The organism is Streptomyces sp. NBC_00878 (genome assembly GCF_026341515.1).
Classification (GTDB): Bacteria; Actinomycetota; Actinomycetes; order Streptomycetales; family Streptomycetaceae; genus Streptomyces.
Genome location: NZ_JAPEOK010000001.1, coordinates 3022802 through 3048702 on the forward strand (window position 1 = coordinate 3022802; position 25901 = coordinate 3048702).

Annotated in this window: 22 protein-coding genes; 7 read left to right on the forward strand and 15 right to left on the reverse strand. The window is 71.3% G+C overall.

Features of this window, described 5'->3' with window-relative positions; all coding sequences use genetic code 11:
• Positions 1 to 81: 81 nt before the first annotated feature.
• The 3 genes from OHA11_RS12380 to OHA11_RS12390 all read right to left on the reverse strand — a co-directional run bounded on the left by OHA11_RS12380 (position 82) and on the right by OHA11_RS12390 (position 4907).
• Complete coding sequence (locus OHA11_RS12380) at positions 82 to 3834, reverse strand: AAA family ATPase (protein WP_266495304.1); 3753 nt, start codon at positions 3832 to 3834, stop codon at positions 82 to 84.
• 201 nt (positions 3835 to 4035) lie between these two features.
• On the reverse strand, positions 4036 to 4233 hold the full coding sequence (locus OHA11_RS12385; RefSeq protein WP_055616188.1) for a hypothetical protein: 198 nt from the start codon (positions 4231 to 4233) through the stop codon (positions 4036 to 4038).
• 392 nt (positions 4234 to 4625) lie between these two features.
• Positions 4626 to 4907 (reverse strand): acylphosphatase, encoded by a 282-nt coding sequence (locus tag OHA11_RS12390; protein ID WP_266495307.1) that lies wholly within the window; start codon positions 4905 to 4907, stop codon positions 4626 to 4628.
• A 254-nt stretch (positions 4908 to 5161) separates the two neighbouring features.
• Here OHA11_RS12390 and OHA11_RS12395 point away from each other — a divergent pair, with 254 nt between their 5' ends.
• Positions 5162 to 6175, forward strand: coding sequence for a CAP domain-containing protein (locus tag OHA11_RS12395; protein ID WP_323186552.1), 1014 nt, complete (start codon positions 5162 to 5164; stop codon positions 6173 to 6175).
• Between the two features lie 137 nt (positions 6176 to 6312).
• Positions 6313 to 6702, forward strand: a complete 390-nt coding sequence (locus OHA11_RS12400) for a helix-turn-helix domain-containing protein (protein ID WP_266495311.1) — start codon at positions 6313 to 6315, stop codon at positions 6700 to 6702.
• Here OHA11_RS12400 and mutM read toward each other — a convergent pair.
• From mutM to recG, 8 genes are all read right to left on the reverse strand, one after another.
• The gene (mutM, locus tag OHA11_RS12405; protein ID WP_266495313.1) at positions 6675 to 7535 is read right to left on the reverse strand and encodes a bifunctional DNA-formamidopyrimidine glycosylase/DNA-(apurinic or apyrimidinic site) lyase; all 861 of its coding nucleotides are present in this window, start codon (positions 7533 to 7535) and stop codon (positions 6675 to 6677) included. The genes OHA11_RS12400 and mutM overlap by 28 nt on opposite strands.
• 160 nt (positions 7536 to 7695) lie before the next feature.
• A complete protein-coding gene (rnc, locus tag OHA11_RS12410; RefSeq protein ID WP_266495315.1) occupies positions 7696 to 8640 on the reverse strand; it encodes a ribonuclease III in 945 nt (314 codons plus the stop codon).
• Positions 8641 to 8659: 19 nt separating this feature from the next.
• Positions 8660 to 8833 carry a 50S ribosomal protein L32 gene (gene rpmF / locus OHA11_RS12415; RefSeq protein ID WP_028802425.1) on the reverse strand — a complete coding sequence of 58 codons (174 nt, stop codon included), beginning with the start codon at positions 8831 to 8833 and terminating at the stop codon, positions 8660 to 8662.
• Between the two features lie 2 nt (positions 8834 to 8835).
• Positions 8836 to 9489 carry a DUF177 domain-containing protein gene (locus OHA11_RS12420; protein WP_266495318.1) on the reverse strand — a complete coding sequence of 218 codons (654 nt, stop codon included), beginning with the start codon at positions 9487 to 9489 and terminating at the stop codon, positions 8836 to 8838.
• A 126-nt stretch (positions 9490 to 9615) separates the two neighbouring features.
• Positions 9616 to 10713: a cell division initiation protein gene (locus OHA11_RS12425; RefSeq protein WP_266495320.1), complete on the reverse strand. Its 1098-nt coding sequence runs from the start codon at positions 10711 to 10713 to the stop codon at positions 9616 to 9618.
• A 110-nt stretch (positions 10714 to 10823) separates the two neighbouring features.
• The gene (coaD, locus tag OHA11_RS12430) at positions 10824 to 11303 is read right to left on the reverse strand and encodes a pantetheine-phosphate adenylyltransferase (RefSeq protein WP_266495322.1); all 480 of its coding nucleotides are present in this window, start codon (positions 11301 to 11303) and stop codon (positions 10824 to 10826) included.
• A 29-nt stretch (positions 11304 to 11332) separates the two neighbouring features.
• Positions 11333 to 11950 (reverse strand): 16S rRNA (guanine(966)-N(2))-methyltransferase RsmD, encoded by a 618-nt coding sequence (gene rsmD / locus OHA11_RS12435; RefSeq protein WP_266507112.1) that lies wholly within the window; start codon positions 11948 to 11950, stop codon positions 11333 to 11335.
• Positions 11951 to 12106: 156 nt separating this feature from the next.
• A complete protein-coding gene (gene recG / locus OHA11_RS12440; RefSeq protein ID WP_266495325.1) occupies positions 12107 to 14317 on the reverse strand; it encodes an ATP-dependent DNA helicase RecG in 2211 nt (736 codons plus the stop codon).
• Between the two features lie 163 nt (positions 14318 to 14480).
• Here recG and OHA11_RS12445 point away from each other — a divergent pair, with 163 nt between their 5' ends.
• A complete protein-coding gene (locus OHA11_RS12445; RefSeq protein WP_266495328.1) occupies positions 14481 to 16325 on the forward strand; it encodes an HSP90 family protein in 1845 nt (614 codons plus the stop codon).
• Positions 16322 to 19306, forward strand: a complete 2985-nt coding sequence (locus OHA11_RS12450; protein WP_266495330.1) for a tetratricopeptide repeat protein — start codon at positions 16322 to 16324, stop codon at positions 19304 to 19306. The genes OHA11_RS12445 and OHA11_RS12450 overlap by 4 nt, the downstream gene beginning before the upstream one ends.
• 15 nt (positions 19307 to 19321) lie before the next feature.
• Here OHA11_RS12450 and OHA11_RS12455 read toward each other — a convergent pair whose 3' ends face one another.
• Entirely contained in the window at positions 19322 to 21148 is a 1827-nt protein-coding gene (locus OHA11_RS12455; RefSeq protein ID WP_266495332.1) for a DAK2 domain-containing protein, read from the reverse strand.
• 248 nt (positions 21149 to 21396) lie between these two features.
• Here OHA11_RS12455 and rpmB point away from each other — a divergent pair, with 248 nt between their 5' ends.
• Positions 21397 to 21582, forward strand: coding sequence for a 50S ribosomal protein L28 (gene rpmB / locus OHA11_RS12460; protein ID WP_004924906.1), 186 nt, complete (start codon positions 21397 to 21399; stop codon positions 21580 to 21582).
• A 180-nt stretch (positions 21583 to 21762) separates the two neighbouring features.
• Here rpmB and thiD read toward each other — a convergent pair whose 3' ends face one another.
• Both thiD and OHA11_RS12470 read right to left on the reverse strand, forming a co-directional pair.
• On the reverse strand, positions 21763 to 22581 hold the full coding sequence (thiD, locus tag OHA11_RS12465) for a bifunctional hydroxymethylpyrimidine kinase/phosphomethylpyrimidine kinase (RefSeq protein WP_266495335.1): 819 nt from the start codon (positions 22579 to 22581) through the stop codon (positions 21763 to 21765).
• Positions 22578 to 23543: a thiamine-phosphate kinase gene (locus OHA11_RS12470; protein WP_266495337.1), complete on the reverse strand. Its 966-nt coding sequence runs from the start codon at positions 23541 to 23543 to the stop codon at positions 22578 to 22580. Before OHA11_RS12470 ends, thiD begins: the two co-directional genes overlap by 4 nt.
• A gap of 251 nt (positions 23544 to 23794) precedes the next feature.
• Between OHA11_RS12470 and OHA11_RS12475 the strand changes: the two genes are divergently transcribed.
• Both OHA11_RS12475 and OHA11_RS12480 read left to right on the forward strand, forming a co-directional pair.
• Positions 23795 to 24028 (forward strand): Lrp/AsnC ligand binding domain-containing protein, encoded by a 234-nt coding sequence (locus tag OHA11_RS12475; protein ID WP_055614017.1) that lies wholly within the window; start codon positions 23795 to 23797, stop codon positions 24026 to 24028.
• 20 nt (positions 24029 to 24048) lie between these two features.
• A complete protein-coding gene (locus OHA11_RS12480) occupies positions 24049 to 24558 on the forward strand; it encodes a DUF3515 domain-containing protein (protein WP_266495341.1) in 510 nt (169 codons plus the stop codon).
• A gap of 157 nt (positions 24559 to 24715) precedes the next feature.
• Here OHA11_RS12480 and OHA11_RS12485 read toward each other — a convergent pair whose 3' ends face one another.
• On the reverse strand, positions 24716 to 25873 hold the full coding sequence (locus OHA11_RS12485) for a D-alanine--D-alanine ligase family protein (RefSeq protein ID WP_266495343.1): 1158 nt from the start codon (positions 25871 to 25873) through the stop codon (positions 24716 to 24718).
• Positions 25874 to 25901 lie beyond the last annotated feature (28 nt).

Consider the following 25901-nt stretch of genomic DNA (forward strand, 5'->3'; position numbering starts at 1 on the left):
GTTGTGGGCCAGGGATGAGCCAAGTGAGGAGATTGCGTTCGACTCTTGAAGGAATGGAAACCGTGCGGAGCGCCCCGCACGTCAACGCAGTCGCTGGCTGATCACCTTCGACACGCCATCCCCTTGCATGGACACGCCATACAGCGCGTCAGCGATTTCCATCGTCCGCTTCTGGTGCGTGATCACGATCAGCTGCGACGCCTCCTGCAGCTCCTGCATGATCCGGATCAGCCGCTGCAGATTCGTGTCGTCCAGCGCCGCCTCGACCTCGTCCATCACATAGAACGGACTGGGCCGCGCCTTGAAGATCGACACGAGCATGCCCACGGCGGTCAGCGACCGCTCCCCGCCGGACAGCAACGACAGCCGCTTGACCTTCTTCCCCGGCGGTCGCGCCTCCACATCGACACCCGTGGTGAGCATGTTGTCGGGATCGGTGAGGATCAGCCGCCCCTCCCCGCCCGGGAACAACCGGCTGAAGACCCCTTCGAACTCCCGCGCCGTGTCCCAGAACGCCTCGGTGAAGACCTGCTCGACCCGCTCGTCGACCTCCTTCACCACCTGGAGAAGATCGGCGCGCGTCTTCTTCAGGTCCTCCAGCTGCTCACTGAGGAACTTGTGGCGTTCCTCCAGCGCGGCGAACTCCTCCAGGGCGAGCGGGTTGACCTTGCCCAGCTGCTGATAAGCCCGTTCGGCGGACCTGAGCCGCTTCTCCTGCTCGGCACGGTGGAAGCGACGGGGCTGGTTGCGCGGGTGCTCCGGGTCCTCCGGCAGCTCCTCGCCCTCGGCCGGCAGCGAGGGCGGCACGAGCTGGTCGGGCCCGAAGTCCGCGATCAGTCCCGCGGGTTCGACGCCCAGCTCCTCCAGCGCCTTCGCCTCCAACTGCTCGATCCGCATCCGCTTCTCGGCCCCGAGGACCTCGCCGCGGTGCACCGAGTCCGTGAGCTTGTCGAGCTCGGACTTGAGGTCGCGGCCCTCGTTGCGGGCGACGACGAGCTCCTGCTCCCGCCGTGCCTTGGCGCGCTCCGCGGCCGTACGCTCCTCGTCCGCCCGGGTGAGCGAGACCTCGACGTGCGCGAGCAACTGCCGCGCGCCGAAGGCGACGGCCTCGGCGACGGCGGCCTCGTGCCGCAACCGCGCCCTGCGCTCCTCGGCACGCGCGCGTGCCTCGCGTTCGCCGCGCGCGGCCCGGTCGAGCGAATCGGCCCGCCCGGCAAGCGCCTTGACCCGCTCCTCGTGCGTACGCGTCTGGAGCCGGGCCTCCATCTCGGTCTGCCGCGCGTTGGCCCCGTCGGCCGCGAGCCGGTCCCGTACGGAGGTGTCGGGCTCCTCCTCGAACGGCATCTCCTCGGCGACGGCGAGCCGTTCGGCCAGCTCCTCCGCCTCCTGTACGGCCCGGTCGAGGGCTTCCTGTGCGCGGGTGGCCGCCGCGGTGCTCCGCTCGGCCTCTCCGGCGGCGCCCCGCGCCTGCCCGGCCAGCCGCCCGAGCTGCTGGGCGACCCGGGACTTCTCCCGCTCACCGGCCCGCCGCCGCTCGCCCAACTCCTCGACGAAAGCGGTCCGTTCCTTGCGCAGCTCAACCGCCCGGTGCTGCTTCTCGGTCAACTCCTCGCACAGCACGCCCAGTTCTTCCAGCTCGGCCGCCGCCTCGTCGACGGACGCCTGTACTTCGAGCAGACTCGGCGCCCCGGCGGAACCGCCCTGCGCGAAATGCGCCCCGAGCAGGTCGCCTTCGGCCGTCACCGCGGTCATCCCTGGCCGGGAGTAGACGAGATCCTCGGCGTCCTCAAGCGTCTCGACCACGACAATGCCCCGCAGCAGCCGCCGTACGGCAGGCATGAGGTCGGCGGGCCCACGCACGAAATCGGCGGCGAACGGCGGCCCGGTGCGCTCCGGGCCTCCCCCGGAGGACGGTTCTCCGACGCCTCCGGAAGGCGGCTGGCCGACGTCTCCGGAGGGTGGTTCGCCGCCACCTCTGCCGAACTGACCAAATCGCCCCGATTCACCGAACTGCCCGAACCGCCCGGACCGCCCGGACTGTTCTCCGTAGGCGTCCCCGAGGACACCGGAGTCGCCGGACGCACCCCCGGCGGGCGCCCCGGCAGGAGCCTCCGGCGCCCCCGCGAGCAGCAGCGCCGCCCGCCCCCCGTCCTGCTTGCGCAGGAGGCGGATGGCGTCCGCCGCCGCGGCGGGACTGGTCACCGCGATCGCGTCCGCCGCCGCGCCGAAGGCGGCCGCGACCGGGACCTCGTGGCCGGGGGTGACGGAGAGCAGTTCCGCCGCCGGGCCCAGCAGACCCGTCAGCCGGTCCTTGGCCATGAGCAGCGCCCCCGTGCCGTCCTTGCGGCGCAGCCCCAGGGCGAGGGCCTCGTGTCGGGCCTGCGTGGCCGCGCGCCTGCGTTCGGCCGCGGTGGCCGCCTCGCGGGCCTCGGTCAGGGCGGACTCGGCGTCGGCGAGGGCGCGCTTGGCCGTGTCGTGCCGCTCGGCGAGTTCCTCGTCGCCCGCGTCCAGGCCGTCGACCTCGGCCTTGAGCTGCTCGTACTCCTCCTGGGCGGCGACGGCACGTTCCTGCGCCTCGTCGCGGGCGGCGGCGAGCCGGTCGATCTCCGCCTGGGCGGAGGCGGCGCGCGAACGGGCCGCGTTGACCTGCCCGTTCAACCGGGCCAGGCCTTCGCGGCGGTCCGCGATGGCGCGGGCCACGTCCTTCAGGCGCCGCTCCTCCACCGCCAGCTCGCGCTCCAGATCGGCCCGGTGGGAAACCGTGTCCTCCAGGGCTCGCTCGGCCGCCTCCAGGGCCGCTTCGAGCTCGGCCTCCTGCTCACGGATCCGGGCGGCCTCGCGCTCCATGTCCTCGGGGTCGCGCCCACGCCGCTCCTCCGGCGGCTGGGCGGTCGCGCTCTTGACCCTTGCGTCCGCCAGGGAGACCGTGCCGCGCACCCGCTCGGCCAGCTGCGACAGCTCGTACCAGGTCTGCTGGGCTCGCTGCAGACGCGGGGTGAGCCGCCGTACCTCGTCCTCCAGCATCGCCTCCCGCTGAAGCGCCTTCTTCAGCTCGGCCTCGGCCGACTCCTTGCGCTCCTTGAGCGCGGCCTCGTCGGCGACCTCGGCCCGGAGCGCCCCCCGGAGCCGTACGAGATCGTCGGCGAGCAGCCGGAGGCGGGCGTCCCGGAGGTCGGCCTGGATCACGGCGGCCCGGCGGGCGACGGCGGCCTGCCGGCCCAGCGGCTTCAACTGGCGCCGCAGTTCGTCCGTGAGGTCCTGCACGCGCGCGAGGTTGGCCTGCATCGCGTCCAGCTTCCGCAGCGCCTTCTCCTTGCGCTTGCGGTGCTTGAGGACGCCCGCGGCCTCCTCGATGAAGGCGCGGCGGCCCATCGGATCGGCGTGCAGGACGGAGTCGAGCTGGCCCTGTCCGACAATGACGTGCATCTCGCGGCCGATGCCGGAGTCGGACAGCAGTTCCTGGATGTCGAGGAGGCGACACGTGTCGCCATTGATCTGGTACTCGCTGCCACCGTTGCGGAACATGATCCGCGTGATGGTGACCTCGGCGTACTCGATGGGCAGCGCGCCGTCGGAGTTGTCGATGGTCAGGGAGACCTCGGCGCGGCCGAGCGGGGGCCGCCCGGTGGTGCCGGCGAAGATGACGTCCTCCATCTTGCCGCCGCGCAGCGACTTCGCGCCCTGCTCGCCCATGACCCAGCTGAGGGCGTCCACGACATTGGACTTGCCCGAGCCGTTGGGGCCCACGACACACGTGATGCCCGGCTCGAACCGCAGCGTGGTCGCCGAGGCGAACGATTTGAACCCGCGCAGGGTCAGGGCCTTGAGGTGCACGCAGCCGGACTCTACCTTCCGGGTCGGTCTCTCTCCATGAACGCGCGGTTTCACCCTTGAACGTGCAGGGCACACCAAACGTTAAAGACAGTGAAGAGTGCGCGGAGGCAAGAAAGAAGGGACGCCGAAGCGTCCCTTGCAACTCTGTTAGCGGCTGACACGGGCAGCCTGTTCACTGGTGGCGACGTTGCGATTCAGTGATCAGGTGAGCGCAGGCTCCGCCTGGGGTACGTCGATGCTGTCGAAGTCGTGAGAAGCGGCAGCCGCGAGCGCGTCGTTCTCGGCCTGGATCCGTCCGAGCTCGGATTCCAGATCCTGGACGCGCTGCTGGAGCCGTCGCATCTCGGCAATGAGTCGCGGGTCGGAACCGCCGACGTAACCGAGAAGCGCCTTTGCCATGATGGATGGTCCTCCACACTGAGTGACCGACCGAAGCGGTGTGGGTCGTGAGGGAATCGCACCCGCGATGTTTGGCACTGTGGAGTTCTGACTGCCGCTCTTACATGCCAAACAGCTAAGGTGCGCGGGGACTTTCAGCGTCTCACCAAAAAGTTTGACGGTCAACACGATCACGCCCGGTATTGGGGGCCAACCCGGGGTGCGCGGCCTGAGAACGGGCGGCGCTGCCTCTCCTGCGGGGCCCTGGGGGCGTGGAGATCATCCTTCCTCGCGGAGCCTGCCACGACACGGGTTTCTTGGCAACCACCAGGCGGTTTCCGCCCAGGGCGGGTGCCCGGCGCACGCCCCGCGCCCGCTGCCCGGGGTGTCGCTACCGGTCCGGCGGAGCGATCTCACCGGATGGCGAAGCCCTCGTAGCCGCCGCGGGGCGTGTCCCAGATCTCAGTGACTCCGTCGACGCGGCCCGGCGTGTCGTCCCCCTGGAGCCAGTCGAGGAGTCCCTGGCACTCGCGCCGGGCGCCCTCGGCGACCACCTGGACCCGTCCGTCGCCCAAATTGAGAGCAAAGCCACTCAGGCCGCCGATCTCCAGCGCCTTGGCCCGCGTGTACCAGCGGAAACCCACGCCTTGGACCCGTCCGCGCACCCAGGCGACCAGCCTTACGTCCTCGCTCATGGCTGCACGCTAACCGGCCAATTGCCGTCTAAACACTTCCGCCCCTTGCGCCATGCGGTACCGTCCCGACCCAATGAGCCTCACTCGTTCGGGTGAGGAACGTTGACCGCAAGGATGAGGAAGGCCAGGAGATGGGACGCCACCGACGCTCCGCCGCCGGCCGCGCCGCCACAGGCCGCGCCACCGGGGTCACACAAACGTACGATACACACACGAACGGTTACGCGTCTGCGGATTCCGGTGATCACGCGGGCGTGGACGACCACGCGACCGCGGGTGACGGTCTGACCGCCGGGCACTACCTGAACGGCAGCCCCTACGCGACCGCGGGCATGTACGACTCTCCGGGTGGCATTCACGAGACGGGCGACCTCTATTCGAAGAGCGACACCCATCTCTTCGCCGCGGATCCGGCCGCCCACGCCTCGACCGGCTACGCGCCCGACGGCGGCGCCGGCCGCGGCCACCGCCGCCGCAAGAAGAACGTGACGCCCGTACGCACCGGTCTGCTCGGTGTCTCCGCCGCCGTCGCGATGGGTGCCGTCGCGGTCGCCTCCGGGCTGATCCCGGGTGCCGACAACTACTCGATCGGCGGCGGCGACTCGGACAAGGTGCGCGCCCAGAACTCGCCGAGCGACGTGCAGACCCAGGGCGGTACGGACGGCACCGCGGACGACCGCGCGGACTCGGGCACCAGTCGTGACCTGGAACGCACCGTGACTCCTTCGGTCTCGCCGACGAAGGCCCCGGAGAAGACCGAGGAGAAGGAAACTCCCTCCGCGAAGCCGTCGACCAAGGCTCCGGTCAAGGAGAAGCCGAAGACCGAGCCGACCACGAAGGCACCGGAGAAGAAGGCACCCTCGACGACGCCGTCCAAGACGGGGTCCACCACGTCCACGGCCGAGGCCGAGGTGTTGTCGCTGGTCAACGAGGAGCGGGCCAAGGCCGGCTGCAGCCCGGTGACCGCGTCGAACTCACTGGCGGCGCTGGCCGAGGCATTCAGCGAGGACATGGCCGCGCGGGGCTTCTTCGACCACACGGACCCGAGCGGGGCCTCCCCCTGGGACCGCGCGGAGAAGGCCGGCGTCACCAACCTCGGCGGGGAGAACATCGCCCGCGGCCAGGCCGACGCCGCCGCGGTGATGGAGGCCTGGATGAACAGCCCCGGCCACCGCGCGAACATCCTGAACTGCGACTTCAAGACCCTGGGCGTCGGCGCGCACTTCGCGTCGGGCGGCCCGTGGTGGACGCAGGACTTCGGCTACTAGCCGCGCGGGACCGCGGAGGAACGCGGAGAAACACGCACGGACAGGCACACGCACGGACACGCACGGACACCAGAGGGGACGCTAACGGAAAGTTAGCGCCCCCTCTCTGGTGTGCGCTGCGCGGGTACGCTGGGAGCATGGACCTCACGGAACGGCCGGACCTCGCCTTCGACGTGTTCTCCCGTGGCTGCCCGTCCCGGGGCACCCTGGAGCACGTCACGGGGCGCTGGGGCACGCTCACGCTGGGGGCGCTGCACGAGGGCTCGTTCCGCTTCAACGAACTGCGCCGGCGCGTCGACGGCGTCAGCGAGAAGATGCTGTCCCAGACCCTGCACGCGCTGGAGCGCGACGGCCTGGTGCACCGCGAGGCCCAGCCGACGAACCCGCCGCGGGTGGACTACGAACTGACACCGCTGGGCCGCGAGGTCGCCGAGCGGCTGCTGTCCCTCATCCACTTCGTGGAGGGGCGCATGGACGACGTACTGGGAGCGCGCGAGCGTTACGACGCGGCGCGCGGCGGACGCTGACAGCGCGGGCAGAAGTAGCTGGACCGGTTCATCCAGGGTCTGCGCCGCATCACGGTTCCGCAGCGCCGGCACGGCTCGCCCTCTCGGCCGTACGCGTCGAGCGAGCGGTCGAAGTAGCCCGACTCCCCGTTCACGTTGACGTAGAGGCTGTCGAAGCTGGTGCCGCCGACGGCGAGGGCGGCGTTCATCACATCCCGTACGTGGCCCAGGAGTTCGGCCGTGCGCGGGCGCGTGAATCCGGTGGTGGAGCGCTCGTAGTGCAGCCGCGCGCGCCAAAGCGCCTCGTCGGCATAGATGTTGCCGACGCCGCTGATCAACGACTGGTCCAGCAGGGCGCGTTTGATGGTCGTGCGTCGGCGTCGCAGCGCCTCGTGGAACGCCTCGTCGTCGAACAGCGGGTCGAGCGGGTCGCGGGCGATGTGCGCGATGACGTCGGGCAGCCCGTCGGGCGATGTCTCGTGCAACGAGAGCCCGCCGAAGGTCCGTTGGTCGACGAAGCGGAGCTCGGTGTGCAGAGCGTCCTCGAACCGGACGCGGATGCGCAGATGCTTCTCGTCGGCGGCGTCCTGCGGCTGGACGAGGAGCTGTCCGCTCATCCCGAGGTGCGCGAGGACGGCACTCGGGGAGTCCGCGAGCGGCAACCACAGGTACTTGCCGCGACGCTGGGCCAGTCCGATGCGGTGCCCCTTGAGCCGGGCCCCGAAGTCCTCGCCGCCCGCGATGTGCCGACGCACCGCGCGCGGATGCAGCACCTGCACGTCGGCGACGATCCGTCCGCTGACCCAGCGTTCGAGGCCCCGTCGTACGACCTCGACCTCGGGCAGTTCGGGCACGGCGTCTCCTCCGGATGCGTGGGCCGATGACTCGGGAGCCCCGGGGCCGGGGCCGCGCGCCCGCAGCGTACCGCCGACACGCCGGAACACGATCGCCCGCCCCCTCGAACGGGGGACGGGCGATCGGTCACAGTGCCGGACTGTGGATCGTTCGGATCGGTCAGGCGGAAGCGGTATCGGATGCCGCCGGTGAGGGGGCCTCGACGGCCTCCTTGGCAGCTTCCTCGACCGCCTCGGCCGCCTCAGCCACTTCGGCTGTTGCCTCCGACGCCGCGGTCACTTCGGCCGCTGCCGCGGTCACTTCGGCGACTGCCGCGGATGCCTCGGCGTCCGCGGCGGCCTTCGCCGCCTTCGCTCGTTCGTCCGAGGCGGAGCGGATGGCACGCCACGCGGACTCCGCGGCCTGCTGCTCCGCCTCCTTCTTGCTGCGGCCGGTGCCGGTGCCGTACGAGACGCCTCCGACGCGGGCAGCAGCAGTAAAGGTCTTCTCGTGGTCCGGGCCGGTCTCGGAGACCAGGTACTCGGGCACGCCGAGCCCCTCGGTCGCCGTGAGTTCCTGGAGACTGGTCTTCCAGTCCAGGCCCGCGCCCAGATTCGATGATTTCTCGATCAGCGGGTCGAAGAGGCGGTGGACGAGTTCGCCCGCCGCGTCGAGACCCTGGTCGAGATAGACAGCGCCGATCACCGCTTCAAGGGTGTCGGCGAGAATGGACGCCTTGTCCCGGCCGCCCGTGCCCTCTTCGCCCCGGCCGAGCCGGATGAAGGAGCCGAGTTCGAGCCCGCGGCCCACCTCCGCCAGCGCACGCGAGTTGACCACCGCGGCCCGCAGCTTGGCCAGTTGGCCTTCTGGGAGGTCGGGGTGGGTGGTGTACAGCGTGTCCGTGACGACGAGGCCCAGCACGGAGTCCCCGAGGAACTCCAGGCGCTCGTTGGTCGGCAGACCGCCGTTCTCGTACGCGTACGAACGGTGGGTCAGTGCACGCACCAGAAGGGCGGACTCGAGCTTGTACCCGAGCCGCCCTTCCAGAAGCGTGTGGGACGAGGCCGTGTTGTCCGCCGGGCCGCCTCCGTTTGCACGGAGAGGATGCTTCTTGGCGTCAGACATGGAGCCTCTCACCAGCCGCTCAGACCTCGAGGACCTGGCGCTTGTTGTAGGTGCCGCAAGCAGGGCAGGCGATGTGCTGCTGCTTGGGCTCGTGGCAGCGCTCGCACGCAACCAGGGTGGGGACCGCAGCCTTCCACTGCGACCGGCGGTGGCGCGTGTTGCTGCGCGACATCTTCCGCTTCGGAACAGCCACGGCTACTTCTCCTGCTTCTCGTTGGCGCGCGCCGATAGAGGCGCTTCGCCACCCATCTCGTCCTTCTCGCCATCTTCGAGTGAACCGGCGAGTCCCTGCAGTGCCGCCCAACGGATGTCGACGGCGTCGTGGTGGTGGTCCGGGTCGTCCGCGAGCCGGGCTCCGCACTGGGAGCACAGGCCGGGGCAGTCGTCCTGGCACACCGGCTGCATCGGCAGTGCGAGCACCACCGCATCCCGCAGCACGGGTTCGAGGTCGAACAATCCGTCCTCGATGAAGAGCGTGTCCTCGTCGTCCTCGGCGTCGTCGGCCGGCTCCGCTTTCACGCGGCCCCGGTCGTCGGCGTCAGGGTACGAGAACATCTCCTGGAATTCCGCTTCGAGCTGCTGCTCGATCGGCTCCAGACACCTTACGCACTCCCCCTTGGCCTGTGCACGGGCGGTGCCTGTGACGAGCACACCTTCCATGACCGACTCAAGTCGGAGGTCGAGCTTCACCGGGGCGCCTTCCGGCACTCCGATGACTCCCTGGATACCGAAGTCCTTGGGAGCGTCGATCTCACGGGTCAGGCGCTGCAGCGCGCCAGGACGCCGCCCCAGCTCGTGTGTGTCGAACACGAGAGGGTTGCGGTGGTCGAGGCGGGCGTTCAGGGCCATTCCTGCTTTCGATCTTGAAACTCTGGGGCGCCGCCCTTCGGTGTTTCCCGGGCAGCGTTGATCGCGGACGTACACGCGACCGAAGAGCCAGGATACTGGACCTTTCGCTCTCGGCCCAATCCGGTGTCAACGCCCCTGTTCGTACGCCCGCAGCTGCTCCGCGCTGATCATGGTGGTGTCGAAGAGACTGGTCTCGTCGAGGGCGTTCGCCTGCGCCTGCTGCGACTGGGGAGCCTCTGGGGACTGGCCGTACGCCTGCTGCGGGTTCGGGTCGTACGCGGCCTGCTGGTCGTAGCCCTGCTGGGGGTAGGCGGCGTACGGATCGGCGGTCTGCTGCTGGTAGCCGTACCCGTCCTGCTGCGCGTACTGCTGCTGGTACCCGTACGGATCCGCGGTCTGCTGGTAGGCGTACGCGTCCTGTTGGCCGTACTGCTGCTGGGCCGGGACCGCCGGGGCCTCGGGCCGGCCGGCGGATGGGGCGGCGGGCCGGTCGGGACGCTCGGAGAGGTCCGCGAGGCCGTCCAGGTACTCGGCGTCGGTGGTGTGCTGCGCGTTGTCGTCCTCGGCGAAGCCGCCCAGGTTGCCGAGGTCGTCGCTGGCGATCCGGCCGTGCAGCTTCTGGCGGCCGCGGCCGACGGCGTCCAGGGTCTTGGCCAGGACGGCCTCGAAGGCGCCGAGCTTGACGTCGACGTATTCGTCGGCGTTGCGGCGCAGGGTCTCCGGGTCGTGGCTGCGCTCGGGAGCGTCCTCGTCCTCGTAGCCCTGCTCGTCGGTGCCGGGGCCCGTGCCGAGGAGCTTCTCGCGGCCGCGGCCGACGGAGCCGAGGGTCTTGGTGAGGACGACCTCGAAGTTGGCGAGCTTGGAGTCGACGTACTCGTCGGCCTCGGCGCGGACGTCCTCGGCCTCCTTGCGGGCCTCGGAGAGGATGCGGTCAGCCTCGTTCTGCGAGCGGCGGGCGACCTCCGTGTCGGAGATCAGGCTGCCACGCTCGGCGTGCGCGGACTCGATGATCCGCTCAGCCTCCAGGCGGGCCTGCTCGACCATCTGCTCGCGGCCGCCGATCAGCTCCTGGGCCTGGGCGAGGGAGCCCGGCAGGGCTTGGCGCACCTCTTCGAGCAGGGAGAGGAGCTCGGCGCGGTTGACCACGCACGAAGCCGACATGGGCATGGATCGGGCGCTGCCGACCGCCGAGACGATCTCATCGATCTTCTTCTGCACGTCCACCGTGTGCTCGCCACTCTCTACAGCTGTGATGGAGACGGACGGATCGACTGTACGACCACTCCCGCCCCTCCCGACACCGAGTGACGGACTGTCAGGTACCCGAGGGCCCCTCAGTCCCTCTTGAGGCGCTCCTTGAGGGCTTCCAGGACCACCGGCGGGACCAGGTGGGCGACGTCGCCGCCCCAGGTCGCGACCTCCTTGACCAGCGAGGAGGAGAGGAAGCTGTAGGTGGGGTTGGTCGGGACGAAGAGGGTCTCGACGCCGGAGAGGCCGTTGTTCATCTGGGCCATCTGCAACTCGTAGTCGAAGTCGCTGACCGCGCGCAGGCCCTTGACGATGGCCGGGATGTCCCGCTCCTTGCAGAAGTCGACGAGGAGGCCGTGGAAGGCCTCCACCTCGACGTTGCCGAACTCCGCGGTGACCTGGCGGATCAGGTCGATCCGCTCCTCGATCTCGAAGAGGCCCCTCTTGGACTGGTTGATCATCACCGCGACGTGCACGACGTCGTACAGCCTGGAGGCTCGGGCGATGATGTCGAGATGTCCGTTGGTAATCGGGTCGAACGACCCGGGACAGACGGCGCGGCGCACTTGAGATCCCTCGCTCTCCGGTCCGGTCATCATGCGTCTTCGCACGTAGAGGCGGCGCGACCGTACCAAAACGTTCCCTCGCCGTAGCGACGGGAGCGCAGTGCTCCGAAACCGTCGGGCCACCGGAATTCGCCACCTCTAGTACTGCGTTCAACGGTGACGAGCGCATGGCCCGCGAGCCAGCCCCCAGCCCATAGTGTGAGCAGGATCTCCCGAAGATCGTCGTCCGTGACGGCGTACGGCGGATCAAGAAAAACGAGGTCGTACGGGGCTGCCGGCGCCGCCGTGCGAATGATCTGTTCCGCTTTGCCGGACCTGACCTCGGCGCCGGGAAGGCCCAGCGCCTTCGCGTTCTCCCGGATCACGCGGGCCGCACGGGCGTCGGCCTCCACGAGGAGGGTGTGCCCGGCGCCACGGCTCAGCGCCTCCAGGCCGACGGCGCCGGAACCGGCGTACAGGTCGAGTACGCGCTCCCCTTCCAGCGGGCCGCCGAGGAGGGACTGCCACGTGGAGAAGAGGCCCTCGCGGGCGCGGTCGGAGGTGGGGCGGGTGCCGTTTCCCGGCGGGACGGCCAGGCGGCGCCCGCCGGCTGTGCCGGCGATCACGCGGGTCATCTGGGGTCCTTGTTCGAGGGGGTGGTCACGGATCCCAGTCTGGCAGGCGGGGGTGGCGGGTGCGTTTTCTGGGCTGCGGGGGTGGGACTCCGCGTTGGGGGCGGCTGCGGGTTTGTGGCGCTGGTCGCGCCCACCCGGCGGAGCCGCACATCGACTCAGCCCCGCGCCCCCAAAGGGGCGCACCGGTCCTCAGCCCTTTTCCAAATACTGCTCCCTCTCCTCGTCCAGCAGAGCCTGGAGTGCCGTGCGCAGGCCGGGCAGGTGCGCCAGGTCCGGGTCGGCCGCGACCACCGCCGCCGCCTCCTCGCGGGCCTCGGCGATGATCTCCTCGTCCTCGATGACGGCGAGCATCCGCAGTGACGTACGGGCGCCGGACTGGGCCTGGCCGAGGACATCGCCCTCGCGGCGCTGTTCGAGGTCGATGCGGGAGAGCTCGAAGCCGTCGAGAGTGGAGGCGACCGCGGTCAGCCGCTGGCGGGCCGGGCTCGCCTCCGGCATCTCGGTGACCAGGAGGCACAGGCCCGCGGCCGAGCCTCGGCCGACGCGGCCGCGCAGTTGGTGGAGCTGGGAGACGCCGAACCGGTCGGCGTCCATGATCACCATTGCCGTGGCGTTCGGCACGTTCACCCCGACCTCGATCACCGTCGTGGCGACCAGGACGTCCGTCTCCCCGGCGGCGAAGCGGCGCATCACGGCGTCCTTGTCGTCCGGGGGCATACGGCCGTGCAGGACCTCCACCCTCAGCCCCTGGAGCGGGCCCTTGGTGAGCTGGCCGGCGATGTCGAGGACGGCGAGGGGCGGGCGCTTCTCGGCCTCGTCCTCCGGCGACGGCTTCTTCTTGGACTTCTTCGGGTCGTCGTCCTCGTCGCCGATGCGTGGGCAGACCACGTACGCCTGATGACCGTTGGACACCTCCTCGCGCACGCGCTCCCACGCGCGTGAGAGGAAGTGGGGCTTGTCGGCGGCCGGGACGACATGGCTGGCGATGGGCGAGCGCCCGGCGGGGAGCTGGTCCAGGACGGACGTCTCCAGGTCGCCGAAGACGGTCATGGCGACCGTGCGCGGGATCGGGGTGGCGGTCATCACGAGGAGGTGCGGAGGCTGCTTGCCCTTGCCGCGCAGGGCGTCGCGCTGCTCGACCCCGAACCGGTGCTGCTCGTCCACCACGACCAGGCCCAGGTCGTGGAACTGCACCTTGTCCTCGATCAGCGCATGCGTCCCGATGACGATCCCGGCCTCGCCGGTGACCAGGTGGAGCAGTGCCTGTCGCCGCGCCGCCGCCCCCATGGACCCGGTGAGCAGCACCACCTTGGTGGAGTGCTCGACACCACCGAGCATGCCGCCCTCGGCCAGCTCCCCCATCATCTCCGTGATCGACCGGTGGTGCTGCTGGGCGAGCACCTCGGTGGGCGCGAGCATGGCTGCCTGGCCGCCCGCGTCGACGACGGCGAGCATGGCGCGCAGGGCCACCAGCGTCTTGCCACTGCCGACCTCCCCCTGCAACAGGCGGTGCATCGGATGCTCCGTGGCCAGGTCGTCGAAGATCTCCTTGGAGACCTTCTGCTGGCCTTCGGTGAGGGTGAAGGGGAGCTTGGCGTCGAAGGCGGAGAGCAGGCCGTCCTTCTTGGGCTTCCTTGCCACTGCGGGCAGTTGGGCGTCCGCGTGACGGCGGCGGGCCAGGGCCACCTGGAGGACGAAGGCCTCGTCCCACTTGAGGCGGGAGCGGGCGTCCTCGATGTCCGCCTTGGTGTGCGGGCGGTGGATCTTCAGCAGGGCCTCGGGGAGGGGCACCAGACCCCGGCCCGCCCGCAGGGAGTCGGGCAGCGGATCAACGGCCTCCTGGGCGCTCGGCAGCACCGTCTGGACCGACTTGGCGATCTTCCAGGACTCCAGCTTGGCGGTGGCGGGATAGAGCGGGATGAGGGCGCCCGCCCAGGTGTCCACCGTCTCGGACACGTCCTCGCCGCGCAGCAGCTCGTATGCCGGATGGGCCAGCTGGAGGCGGCGGTTGAAGACGGAGACCTTGCCCGCGAACAGCGCGCGTGTGCCGGGCAAAAGCTCCTTGTGCGGTTTGTGCACGCCGTTGCCGAAGAAGACCAGCGTGAGCCGGCCGCTGCCGTCCGTGATGGTCACTTCGAGGCGCTGGCCCTTGCCGCGGGGGGCCTTGGACGAGGAGAAGGTGAGCAGGCGGGCGTCGGCGACCTGGGCGACCACCGTCACGTGCTCGTCCATGGGCAGGTCGGCGAGGTGGGTGAGCTGTCCGCGCTCCTCGTACCTGCGGGGATAGTGGTGCAGGAGGTCGCCGACGGTGTGCAGGCCGAGGTGCTCGGCCATCACCTTCGCGGTGGCGGGTCCGAGCACCTTCTTCAGTGGTTCTTCGAGCACGGGCACGAGATCCATTGCACACCACGCCACTGACATTGCCGTATACGTCCCGGAAATCCGCTGGTCAGACGGCTGGTTCCGGGCCTAGGATGTCCGGCTCCGGCCCTGTTCGCGGTCGCCACCTCCCGGGACCGCCCGACCCCGCGCCGTCGCACGTCCCCCCACCGGCGCAGCGACGATGGACTCCCAGATCTCACAGTCAGCTCAGGCATCCCAGTCACCTCATACGTTCCAGGTCGACCTGCGCGGCCTCGTGGACCTTCTCTCCCACCACCTCTACTCCAGCCCCAAGGTCTATCTGCGCGAGTTGCTGCAGAACGCCGTGGACGCGATCACCGCCCGCCGCGCCGAGCAGCCGGACGCGCCTGCCCTGGTACGGCTGTTCGTCGAGGGCGGCGGCGGCACCCTTCGGGTGGAGGACTCCGGGATCGGGCTCACCGAGACGGATGTGCACAGCCTCCTGGCGACCATCGGCCGCAGCTCCAAGCGGGCCGAGGGCCTGGAGTCGGCGCGCTCCGACTTCCTCGGGCAGTTCGGCATCGGCCTGCTCGCCTGCTTCGTGGTCGCCGAGCGCATCCGGGTGGTCAGCCGCAGCGCCCGTACGCCCGACGCACCCCCCGTGGAGTGGACGGCGGCCGACGACGGCTCGTACACGGTCCGTACGCTGCCTCACGAGGCCCGCGTGGAACCGGGTACGACCGTGTACCTGGTGTCCCGCCCGGGCGCCGGCGACTGGCTGGCCGAGGAGCGGGTCCTCTCGCTGGCCCGGGACTTCGGTTCGCTGCTTCCGTACGACGTACGGGTGGGCGACGAGGCCGTCACGGACCTCCCCGCGCCCTGGGACCGCGCGTACCCGAGTCCCGCCACCCGAAGGGTGGCCCTGGGACGGCACTGCCACGAGCTGTTCGGGTTCACACCGCTGGACTCGATCGACCTGGACGTGCCGCTCGCAGGGATACGCGGAGTGGCGTACGTACTGCCGTCCGCGGTCAGCCCCGCCCAGCGCGCCGGTCATCGCGTGCACCTGAAGGGCATGCTCCTCACCGAGCGGGCCGAACAGCTGCTGCCCGACTGGGCGTTCTTCGTGCGCTGCGTCCTCGACACGGACAGCCTGCGGCCCACCGCGTCCCGGGAGGCGCTGTACGAGGACGAGGCCCTGGCGGGCGTACGGGAGGCGCTGGGCGAGCGGATCAGGGCCTGGCTGACGGGGCTCGCGGCCGGTGATCCCGAGCGGCTCGCGGCCTTCCTGTCGGTGCACCACCTGGGCGTGAAGTCCCTCGCGCGGCACGACGGCGAGATGCTGCGCACGATGCTGCCGTGGCTGCCCTTCGAGACGACCGACGGGCGGCTGTCCCTGGAGGAGTTCGCCCAGCGGCACCCGGTGGTGCACTTCACGCGGACCGTCGAGGAGTTCCGCCAGGTCGCGCCGATCGCATCCGCGCAGGGCGTGGGGGTCGTCAACGGCGGCTACACGTACGACAGCGAGCTGGTCGAGGCGCTGCCCTCGGTGCGGCCCGGGACGGTCGTGGCGGAGCTGGACGCCGACACGGTGACCGCGCATCTGGACTCGGTCGACCCGGCGGTGGAGCTTGCTCTGTCGGCCTTCCTGGGGGCCGCGCGGGCCAAACTCGACCCCCTGGGGTGCGATGTCGTGCTGCGCGCCTTCCATCCCCTCTCCGTGCCCGCCCTGCACCTGGACGACCGGGCGACCCGCCACGAGCAGGCGCGCGCGGACGCCGAGGAGCAGGCCGACGACCTGTGGGCGGGCATCCTCGGCTCGCTGCGCGGCAGCGCCCCACGCGCGCGGCTGGTGCTCAACCACCTCAACCCGCTGATCCGGAGGATCAGTTCACTCGACGACCGGGAGCTGATCGGGACGGCGACGGAGTCCCTCTACGGGCAGGCCCTGCTGATGGCGCAGCGCCCGCTGCGACCGGCGGACTCGGCACTCCTGAACCGGTCGTTCATCGGCCTCCTGGAGTGGGCCACCCACAGCGACTCCCCGGAGGGGGGCCACCGATGAGCCGGACCGGTGAGAACATGGACTTCGACGCGCTGCGCCGGGCGATGCAGGAGAACTACGAGCAGCCGGAGGGCCCGGCCCGCAACGCGCGCGCGGAGCTGCTGCTCGCCGAGGCGGAGAAGCTGGCCATCCCGCTCGCCGTGATCGAGGCGCTCGGCCACCAGCTGAAGGTCTACAACTACAGCTCCGAGAAGGACAGGATGTTCGTCCCCTTCGCGCGCCTGCTGCGCATGTGGGACGAACGGCCCGAGGACTTCGACGAGTACGAGACCCACTCCCTGCACTGGGTCTTCAAGTGGGTGTCCTCCGGAATGGTCGGCCAGCCGCACGTGCCGCTCGCCTCCATCGAGAAGTGGCTCGGCGAGATGGAGCACCGCTACCGGCTCGCCGGGCACTCCGAACGGGCGGTCCGCAGCACCGAGTTCACGGTCGCGCGGTCCATCGGGGATCTGGCGCGGGCGGAGCGGGCGTACACCGCGTGGCTGGCCGCGGACCGGGACAGCATGGCCGACTGCCATGCCTGCGAACTGCACGACCAGGGCTGGTGGCGGGCCGAGCGGGGCTCCGACGCCGAGGCCCTGGAGCTGTGGCGGCCCGTCCTGGAGGGTGAGTACACCTGCGCCCACGAGCCGCACGCGGTCCTCGCGTCCTCGCTGGTGCCCCTGCTGCGGCTGGGGCGTCTGGACGAGGCGCGGGCCCACCATCTGCGCGGCTTCCGGCTCGTACGCCCCATGGAGAGCATGCGGGGCGCGTACGCGGACCACGTGGAGTTCTGCGTGCTCACCGGCAACGAGGCGCGGGCCCTGGAGCTGCTGGCGGAACGTCCCGCCTACTTCACGGACGCCGGGGAACCGCGCAGCCGGATGGACTTCCTGGCCGTGGTCGCCCTGCTGATGGACCGGCTGGCCTCGCTCGGGCTCGGCGCGCGGACCGTGCCGGGACCGGCCGGCCGCACCTGGACCGCGGGCGAACTCGCCGCCCACGCGCGCGTGGAGGCCCTTTCGCTGGCGGACCGCTTCGACGAGCGCAACGGCACGGCGTATGTGAGCGGGCGCGTCCGGGAGCGCATGGATCAGCTGCCGCTGGTGGAGCGGCTGACCCTGGGCATACGCGCGACACCGACCGTGGCGGCTGCCGTGACGCCCGCGCCCGCCCCGTCCGCGGATGCCCCTGCCGGCGACGAGCCGGACCTGGCCGCGCTGCTCGCCGAGGCCCGCCGGCTCTCGGCCGCCCTGCACCCGGACTCCGTCGCGGCGTGGGCCGCGGTCGCGGAGGCGGCCGGTGACGAGGACCTGTCGCCCCGCGACCGCGCGGAGCTGACCGACCACGAGGCGATGGGCCTCGGCCCCGAGGGCGTGGAGCTGTTCGCCCGCGCCGCCGAGTTGTACGTGGCGGCGGGCGACCCGGGCGAGGCCCTGGCGGCACGCGCGCGTGGAGCGTACGTACTGGCCCTCTCCGGCCGGACCGCCGAGGCGCTGGCCGCGGTCTCGGAGCCGTACGAGCAGGTGCTCGCCCTCTTCGCGGAGGGCGGGACCGGGGTCCAGCAGGCGGCCTCCGTGCTGGTGGGACGGGCGCGGATCCTGCTCCAGCGCGTGCACGAGGCGGCGGAGGTGAACGGGGCGGGGCACGGCTCCAAGGCACCGGCCGCCGCGGAGACCGCCGCGCGGGAGCTGCTGGCCCTCGCCGGGCCGGAAGCCGGGAACGACCTCCTGGTCGCTTCCCGGGCCGCGGAGGCGCAGGCCATGCTCGGGGAGCTCGCGGCGCACGCCGGGGACGCGGAGCGGGCCTCGGAGCTGCTCACGCGGGCCGTGGAGGCGTTCGTGGCGGCCGGGCTGCCGTGGTTCGCCGTGGAGTACGAGGCGCGGCTCACCGGAATCGCGCGCCACCTGGGCGACGCCGAAGCGGCCGAGCGCGCGGCCCGGGCCGCGCTGGAGCACGGCGCGCCCTTCATGGAGGCGACCGGCCACGCCCAACTGCACCTCCAACTGGCCGAGATACTCGGCGCCACCGGACAGCTCGTGCCCGCCGCCGACCATGCCCTGGAGGCGTCGCACTGGGCGGACGAGGGCGGCGAGGGGGCCACGCTCGGCGCCTGGGCCAGGCATCAGCTCGGCGGCTTCCTGCTGCGTCAGGAGCGCTGGGCCGAGGCCGCGGAGGTCCTGGAGTCGGCGCTGCCGGAGCTGAGCGCGCAGACGCACGGCGACGGTGCCATCGTGCAGACCCACTGGTGGCTCGGCGACTGTCTCACCGAGCTCGGCGAACACCGCGAGGCCGCCGAACACTGGCTCCGGGCCGCCGAGTTCGCCCGGCACTGGCCCGAGCAGCGCGACCACGCGACGCTCGCCCATCTCGCCGCGGAGGCCCTCGGCCACGCGGGGCTGCTCCCGCAGGCGGAGCAGGCCTACGCGCGCGCCGGTGACCTCTGGCTGTCCCTCGGCAACGTCCACGGGCTGATCCGCTCCCTGCGGGCGCGCGCGTGGCTCGCGGTACGCGAGGAGGGCTCGGGGCTCGACACGGCACGGGAGTTGATGGGCAGGGCGGTCCGGGCGTGCGAGGACGCCGCTCCGGAGGACGCCGAGGCGCGCGAGCAACTCGTGGCCGAACTCGCCCAGACACACCGCCAGTTCGGCGACCTGGTCGCCAGGTCCGTGCCCGACGACGCCGAGGACGAGGCGATCTACGCCCTGTTCGAGGAGGCCCTGGCCCACGTCTCACTGGCCGTCGCGGGCTTCCTCTCCCTCGGCGAGGACGCCCTGCACAGCCGCACCGGCGCCCAACTCGCCGCCGGCTGGCTGGAGGCCGACCTGGAACACCCCGACTGGGCGGCCGCACGCGCGCGTGAGGTTCTCGCGGCGTACGCCGAGGGGGAAGTCGGGGAATTCGGGGAATTCGGGGACGAGACGGTAGCGGCTCGACGTGCCGAGGCGGAGCGGTTGCTGCGGGCGACGGAGACCGAGTCCGAGACCGAGTCCGGGGCCTAGAAGCAGGTCCTCGCGCTACTCCACGCCGATCAGCAGCAGAGCCCCCTGGCGTCCGCCCCGGTACACCACCGTGTCCACGGCGAGGTACGACTCCCGGACGCGGGCTTCGAGGTGGGCCGCGATCGTGTCGGGGGCGTCGTCGCCGAGGACCAGAGTGACCATCTCGCCGCCCGCCGCGAGCATGCGGTTCAGGACCGCCTCGGCGGTCGCCGTGATGTCGGAGCCGATCACGGCGACATCGCCCTCGATGAGGCCGAGGATGTCGCCGGCCTGGCAGATGCCGGCCATGGTCCAGGACTGCCGTTCCGCGACCTCCACCTCGGCGTACCGGGTGGCGCCCGCGGCCGACGTCATCGCGACGACGTCCTCGTCGAAGCGCCGCCCTGGCTCGTGCACGGCGAGCGCCGCGATCCCCTGCACCGCGGAACGCGTGGGGATCAGCGCGACCCTGACGCCCTCGGCGCGGGCCTGTTCGGCCGCCGCGGCCGCGGTGTGGCGCAGCTCGGCGTCGTTCGGCAACAGCACCACCTCGCGCGCGTGGGCCCGCCGTACCGCCTCGACGAGCTCCCCGCTCGCGGGCGGCTCCCCCGGGCGCGCGAGGACGGTGGTGGCCCCCGCCTCGGTGTAGAGCCCCGCGAGGCCTTCGCCGGGGACGACGGCCACGACCGCGCGCTGGGCGGGCTCCCGGACCGGCCGCCCCCCGGCGCCCGCCGTGTGCGCGTCGTCGAGCCCGAAGTGGGTGATCCGGATCCGGTACGGCCGCCCGGCCTCGACGCCCGCCTCCACGGCCGCGCCGGCGTCGTCGACGTGCACATGGACGTTCCACAGGCCGTCCCCGCCGACCACGACGAGCGAGTCGCCGAGCGCGTCGAGCCGGTCCCGCAGCCGCGCCACCGCCGCGTCCTCCGCCTCCAGGAGGTAGATCACCTCGAAGGCCGGCCCACCCTCTTCCTGAGCGGGCGTTCCGTCAGCGCACTCCCCCGGGTCACTCGGATCTCCCGGCCACTCCGTCACAGCGGTATCCGCCGTATCCGCGTCCACATCCGCGCGCGCGGAGGGCTCCGTCACCTCCACGCGCGCGTGGGGCTCCGTCGCGTCCGAAGCCGCCCGCACGCGCGCGTGCCCCGCGAGAACCGGCACCGCCGTCGCGGCGGGCGCCTCGCCCGTGAACGTCTCCACCAGCGCCGCCAGCACGGCCACCAGCCCGCGCCCGCCCGCGTCGACCACCCCGGCCCGCTCCAGGACCGCCAGCTGCCCGGGAGTCGCCGCGAGCGCCGCCCGCGCGCCCTCGTACGCCGCCCGCGCGACCGTCCCGCAGTCGCCCTCGGCGCCGGAGGCCGCGTCGGCGGCGGCCGAGGCGACCGTCAGGACGGTGCCCTCGACCGGGTGCGCGACGGCCTCCCGGGCCGCGTCGGCCGCGTGCCGGAGGGCGAGCCGCAGGCCCGGCCCGTCGGTGTGTCCGTTGCCACTGTCGGCGGCAAGCACCTGGGCCATGCCCCTCAGGAGCTGCGCGAGGATCGTCCCGGAGTTCCCCCGGGCCCCTATGAGCGCGCCGTGCGCCATCGCGCCCACCGCCTCGGCGAGCGCGGGCCGCTCGGCCGCCCGCGCCCCGGAGCCGGGGTCGGGCTCCGCGGAAACGGTGGCATGCGCCGCGAAGACCGCCTCGACGGCGGCGGCGGCCGACTCCACGGTCAGATACAGATTGGTGCCGGTGTCCCCGTCCGCCACGGGATAGACGTTGATCGCGTCGATCTCCTCGCGCGCGCGGCCGAGGGCCTCCAGCGCGAGACCGCACCAGGCGCGTACCGCGGATGCGTCCAATCTCTGCGACACCTGCGGCACCTGCGCCTCCTTGAGCAGCCGAACGTCCGACGCAGCGTAGACCCCGGTCAGGTCTCCGCCGGAAGAGGGCCGGGACAGGTCCCCGGGCCAGCCATGGTAGTTTCGTTGTACGGATGCAGTCGTTGTATGCTGCTCCGGTTGCCCGATCTCATCGGGCCTTTCCCCTGGCACCGCCACTCAGATCCTAGATCTTGATCCCGGCATGCCGGGATCAACCGTAAGAGCATCTGAAGTCTTTGGAGTGACCGGTGGCTGCCAACTGCGACGTCTGCGGCAAGGGGCCGGGCTTCGGCAACAACATCTCGCACTCTCACCGCCGTACGCCCCGTCGCTGGAACCCGAACATCCAGCGCGTTCGTACCGTGGTGGGCGGGACGCCGAAGCGCGTGAACGCTTGCACCTCGTGCATCAAGGCCGGCAAGGTCTCGCGCTGACGCTCTGCTAGCGCGCGGCCACTGCTGGTTCGCTGCTCAGAGCCGGTCCACCTCACAGTGGACCGGCTTTTTGCTGTGCCCGGAAACGGACGCCCACCTACTCAACCTGCCACACCGGTCCGAGCAGTCAGAGCGGTCAGAGCGGTCACGCCCTGCCCACGTAAACGCTTGCGCATGCGTTTACGCGTCGCCCGCCCCGAACCGCCAGCCATGATCCACCGGCCCGATCCCGCCCCCGAGCGCGAAGCCGCCCGCGATCGCCCCGGTGACGTACTCCTTCGCCGCCGCGACCGCCGTCGGCACCGGCTCCCCCTTCGCGAGCCCCGAAGCGATGGCGCTCGCGAGGGTGCACCCCGTGCCGTGCGTGTGCCGGTTGTCGAGCCGGGGAGCCCGCAGCCAGTGCTCCGCCGAGCCGTCCGTGAGGAAGTCGACGGCGTCGCCGCTGAGGTGACCGCCCTTGATCAGCACCCACGTCGGCCCGTACGACAGGACGGCCGCCGCCGCGCGCCGCATCCCGTCCTCCGACTCGACCCGCAGACCCGTCAACTGGGCCACCTCGTCGAGGTTCGGCGTCGCCACCGTGGCGACGGGCAGCAGCTTCGTGCGTACGGAGTCCAGCGCGGACGCGGCGAGCAGCGGGTCGCCGTGCTTGGAGACGCCGACCGGGTCGACGACCGAGGGCACGGCCGTGCCGCCGATCAACTCGGCGACGGCCTCGACGAGTTCGGCGGAGGCGAGCATGCCGGTCTTCACGGCGTCGACGCCGATGTCGTCGACCACGCTGCGGTACTGCGCGCGCACCGCCTCCACCGGCAGTTCCCAAGCGCCTTGTACGCCCAGGGAGTTCTGCGCGGTGACGGCGGTGAGCACGCTCATGCCGTGCACGCCGAACGCCAGCATCGTCTTCAAGTCGGCCTGGATCCCGGCGCCGCCACCGGAGTCGGAGCCCGCGACGGTCAGTACACGCGGCGGGGCACCCGCACGGGACGAGGCACTCACGACTCGATGTCCCCGAAGTGGTCCCAGCCGCCCTTGCTGGTCCACGGCGCCCCGTCGACCGTGACCTGCGGCAGCGCCGACGGGTTGAGGACCTCGCCGATCACCTTCCAGCGCGCGGGCAGTTTCACGTCCGCCGGGAAGGTCGCCACGATCGCGTGGTCCTCGCCCCCAGTGAGCACCCACTGGATGGGGTCGACGCCGACGGCCTGACCGATGTCGTTCATCTGCGAGGGGATGTCGACGGCGCCGGAGCGGACGTCGATACGCACCTTGCTGGCCTCGGCGATGTGCCCGAGGTCGGCGATCAGCCCGTCGCTGACGTCCGTCATCGAGGTCGCGCCGAGTCCGGCGGCCGCGGGGCCCGCGTGGTACGGCGGTTCCGGGCGCCGGTGGGCCTCGACGAAGGCGCGCGGCGAGCGGAAGCCGCGGGAGAGGACGGCGTGCCCGGCCGCGGACCAGCCCAGCCAGCCCGTCACGGCCACCACGTCACCGGGCTGGGCGCCCGCGCGCGTGACCGGCTCGTGGTTGCGCAGATCGCCGAGCGCGGTGATCGCCACGGTGATCGTGTCGCCGCGTACGACATCGCCGCCGACCACGGCCGCGCCGGCGACCTGGCACTCGTCGCGGATGCCGTCCATCAGCTCGGACGGCCAGGTGGCGGGCAGTTCGGCCGGGACCACCAGGCCGAGCAGCAGCGCGGTCGGCACGGCACCCATCGCGGCGATGTCCGCGAGGTTCTGCGCGGCCGCCTTGCGACCTACGTCGTACGCCGTGGACCAGTCGCGCCGGAAGTGCCGTCCCTCCAGGAGGATGTCGGTGCTCGCCACGACCCTGCGGTCGGGGGCGGCCACCACGGCGGCGTCGTCGCCCGGCCCGACGCGTACCGCCGGAGTGGTGGTGAGCCGTGAGGTGAGCTCCTTGATGAGCCCGAACTCCCCCAACTCGCCCACGGTTCCCTTCACCGAGTCTCACCTGTTCCCTTCGTGCCCATGAGTCGTACGTCTTGTGCTGCCGCGTCCGCTTCCGTTGCCGCGTCCGCCCGGTCGCGGACCGCCTGCGGCCTGGGTACGGTCGAGGCGACCGTCAACCTGTGCGGTCCGCGCACCCCTCCGCGGAGGTCCCGGCCCCCGCGGGTCTCCCCGCGGCGCACGGCGACGCGATACCGTGGCGTTCCTTTTCCCCACATGATCCTCGTGGCCGCCCTGGAGGTTCCGTGGTACAGGCGTACATCCTGATCCAGACGGAGGTCGGCAAAGCGTCGACCGTCGCCGAAATGATCAGCAAGATACAAGGGGTGATCCAGGCCGAGGACGTGACCGGACCGTACGACGTCATCGTTCGAGCCCAGGCTGACACAGTGGACGATCTCGGCCGTATGGTGGTCGCGAAAGTCCAGCAAGTGGACGGCATCACGCGTACTCTGACCTGCCCGGTCGTGCACCTGTAGCCCCCGTCTACCCTTGGCCGGTGGACTTCTTCCGTCACCGGCGCTTCTCTTACCTCGGGCTGCCCGCCCTCGTCCTGCTGATCGCGGCCACAGGCTGCTCCTCAGCAGACGACAACGCCACGACCGCGGTTCCCAGCCCGGGCGCGAAGGCCACCGAGCTGTGCCAGAACCTGGACAAGTCGCTGCCGCGGAAGGTGGACGGACTCGACCGGGAGGATCCCGAGCCCCGGTCCGCGCTGACCGCGGGCTGGGGAAGCCCGGCGATCATACTGCGCTGTGGTGTCCAGCGGCCGCCCAAGATGGTCGACCCCAAGGTCGCCGAGGGCGGTGACCCGGACGCGGTCGGCGGCGGGGTGAACGGAGTGGGCTGGCTGATGGAGAAGCGGGACGACGGGGCGACCCGCTTCACGTCCGCCCAGCGTCTGGCGTACGTGGAGGTCACTGTGCCAGGGGGGCGGGACTCTTCGTCCGTGCTTGTCGACTTGGCCGGGGCCATCAAGAAGGCGATTCCCGAGGGGATTGCCGACTGAGACGACCTTGGTTGTTTGCCGGGGGCGGGCCCGTCGTGGCTGATCGCGCCCACGATGGGGGTCCCCCCGCTCATGGGGGTCCCCCCGCTCGAGCGAAGCCGAGAGTGGGGGAGGAGTCGCAAATGTCAGAGCCTCGCGCCCCTGAAAACCAAAAACCTCAGCGCAGGCCTGTCGAACGGCGCATTGCCGCCTGGATCAGGCGGTCGACCAGTTCCGGGTAGGGCACCCCGGTCGCCTCCCACATCTGCGGGTACATGGAGATCGGCGTGAAGCCCGGCATGGTGTTGATCTCGTTGACGATGAAGGTGCCGTCCTCGGTGAGGAAGAAGTCCGCGCGGACCAGGCCCTCGCAGGAGGCGGCATTGAAGGCCTCGACGGCGAGGCGCCGGACCTCGGTGGTCTGCTCCGGGGTCAGCGGGGCGGGCACGATGCCGGGCGTCGAGTCGATGTACTTCGCCTCGAAGTCGTAGTAGTCGTGCGACGGCGCCGGCGGGATCTCGGCCGGTACGGAAGCCCGCGGTCCGTCCTCGAACTCCAGGACCCCGCACTCGATCTCCCGGCCGCGCAGCATCGCCTCCACGAGGAACTTCGGGTCGTGGTACTGGGCCGTCGCGATCGCCTCGTCGAGGCCGGACAGGTCGTTGACCTTGGAGATGCCGATCGAGGACCCCGCGCGCGCGGGCTTCACGAAGAGCGGCCAGCCGTGCTCCCCCGCGAAGTCGATGATCCTCTTGCGGACGGCCGACTCGTCGAGCTCCCACTCGCGGGGGCGGACCACCATGTACGGGCCGACCGGCAGCCCGAAGGAGATGAACACCGCCTTCATGTACTCCTTGTCCTGGCCGACGGCCGAGGAGAGCACGCCCGAACCGACGTACGGGACTCCGGAGAGCTCCAGGAGACCCTGGAGGGTGCCGTCCTCGCCGTACGGACCGTGCAGCATCGGGAAGACGACGTCGACCTCGCCGAGCGCCTTGGGGACCGAGCCGCGCTCGCTGTAGACGACTTCGCGGTTGGCGGGGTCGACGGAGAGCACCACGCCGCCCTCGACCGACTCGGCGAGCTCCTCGACGACGGGCGTACGGCGCTCGGTGATGGTCATGCGTTCCGGTGCGTCGGCGGTGAGCGCCCAGCGGCCTTCCCTGGTGATTCCGATCGGCAGGACGTCGTACTTGGTCCGGTCGATGGCCCTCAGAACGGCTCCGGCGGTGACCATGGAGATCCCGTGTTCGGAGCTGCGCCCGCCGAAGACGACCGCAACGCGTGGCTTGCGCGGCGGCTGCTCAGGGCTCGGGGGGAGGTTCACAGTGCTCATATCGGGACAAGAATACCCGTTAGGTACT

What these genes read in the sequence shown, in the direction of transcription:
- OHA11_RS12385 (WP_055616188.1), bottom strand. Translation starts at nt 4,233, where the DNA reads ATGGCAAAGGCGCTTCTCGGTTACGTCGGCGGTTCCGACCCGCGACTC.
- OHA11_RS12390 (WP_266495307.1), bottom strand. Translation starts at nt 4,907, where the DNA reads ATGAGCGAGGACGTAAGGCTGGTCGCCTGGGTGCGCGGACGGGTCCAA.
- OHA11_RS12400 (WP_266495311.1), top strand. Translation starts at nt 6,313, where the DNA reads ATGGACCTCACGGAACGGCCGGACCTCGCCTTCGACGTGTTCTCCCGT.
- rnc (WP_266495315.1), bottom strand. Translation starts at nt 8,640, where the DNA reads ATGTCTGACGCCAAGAAGCATCCTCTCCGTGCAAACGGAGGCGGCCCG.
- OHA11_RS12420 (WP_266495318.1), bottom strand. Translation starts at nt 9,489, where the DNA reads ATGGCCCTGAACGCCCGCCTCGACCACCGCAACCCTCTCGTGTTCGAC.
- recG (WP_266495325.1), bottom strand. Translation starts at nt 14,317, where the DNA reads ATGGATCTCGTGCCCGTGCTCGAAGAACCACTGAAGAAGGTGCTCGGA.
- OHA11_RS12445 (WP_266495328.1), top strand. Translation starts at nt 14,481, where the DNA reads ATGGACTCCCAGATCTCACAGTCAGCTCAGGCATCCCAGTCACCTCAT.
- OHA11_RS12450 (WP_266495330.1), top strand. Translation starts at nt 16,322, where the DNA reads ATGAGCCGGACCGGTGAGAACATGGACTTCGACGCGCTGCGCCGGGCG.
- OHA11_RS12485 (WP_266495343.1), bottom strand. Translation starts at nt 25,873, where the DNA reads ATGAGCACTGTGAACCTCCCCCCGAGCCCTGAGCAGCCGCCGCGCAAG.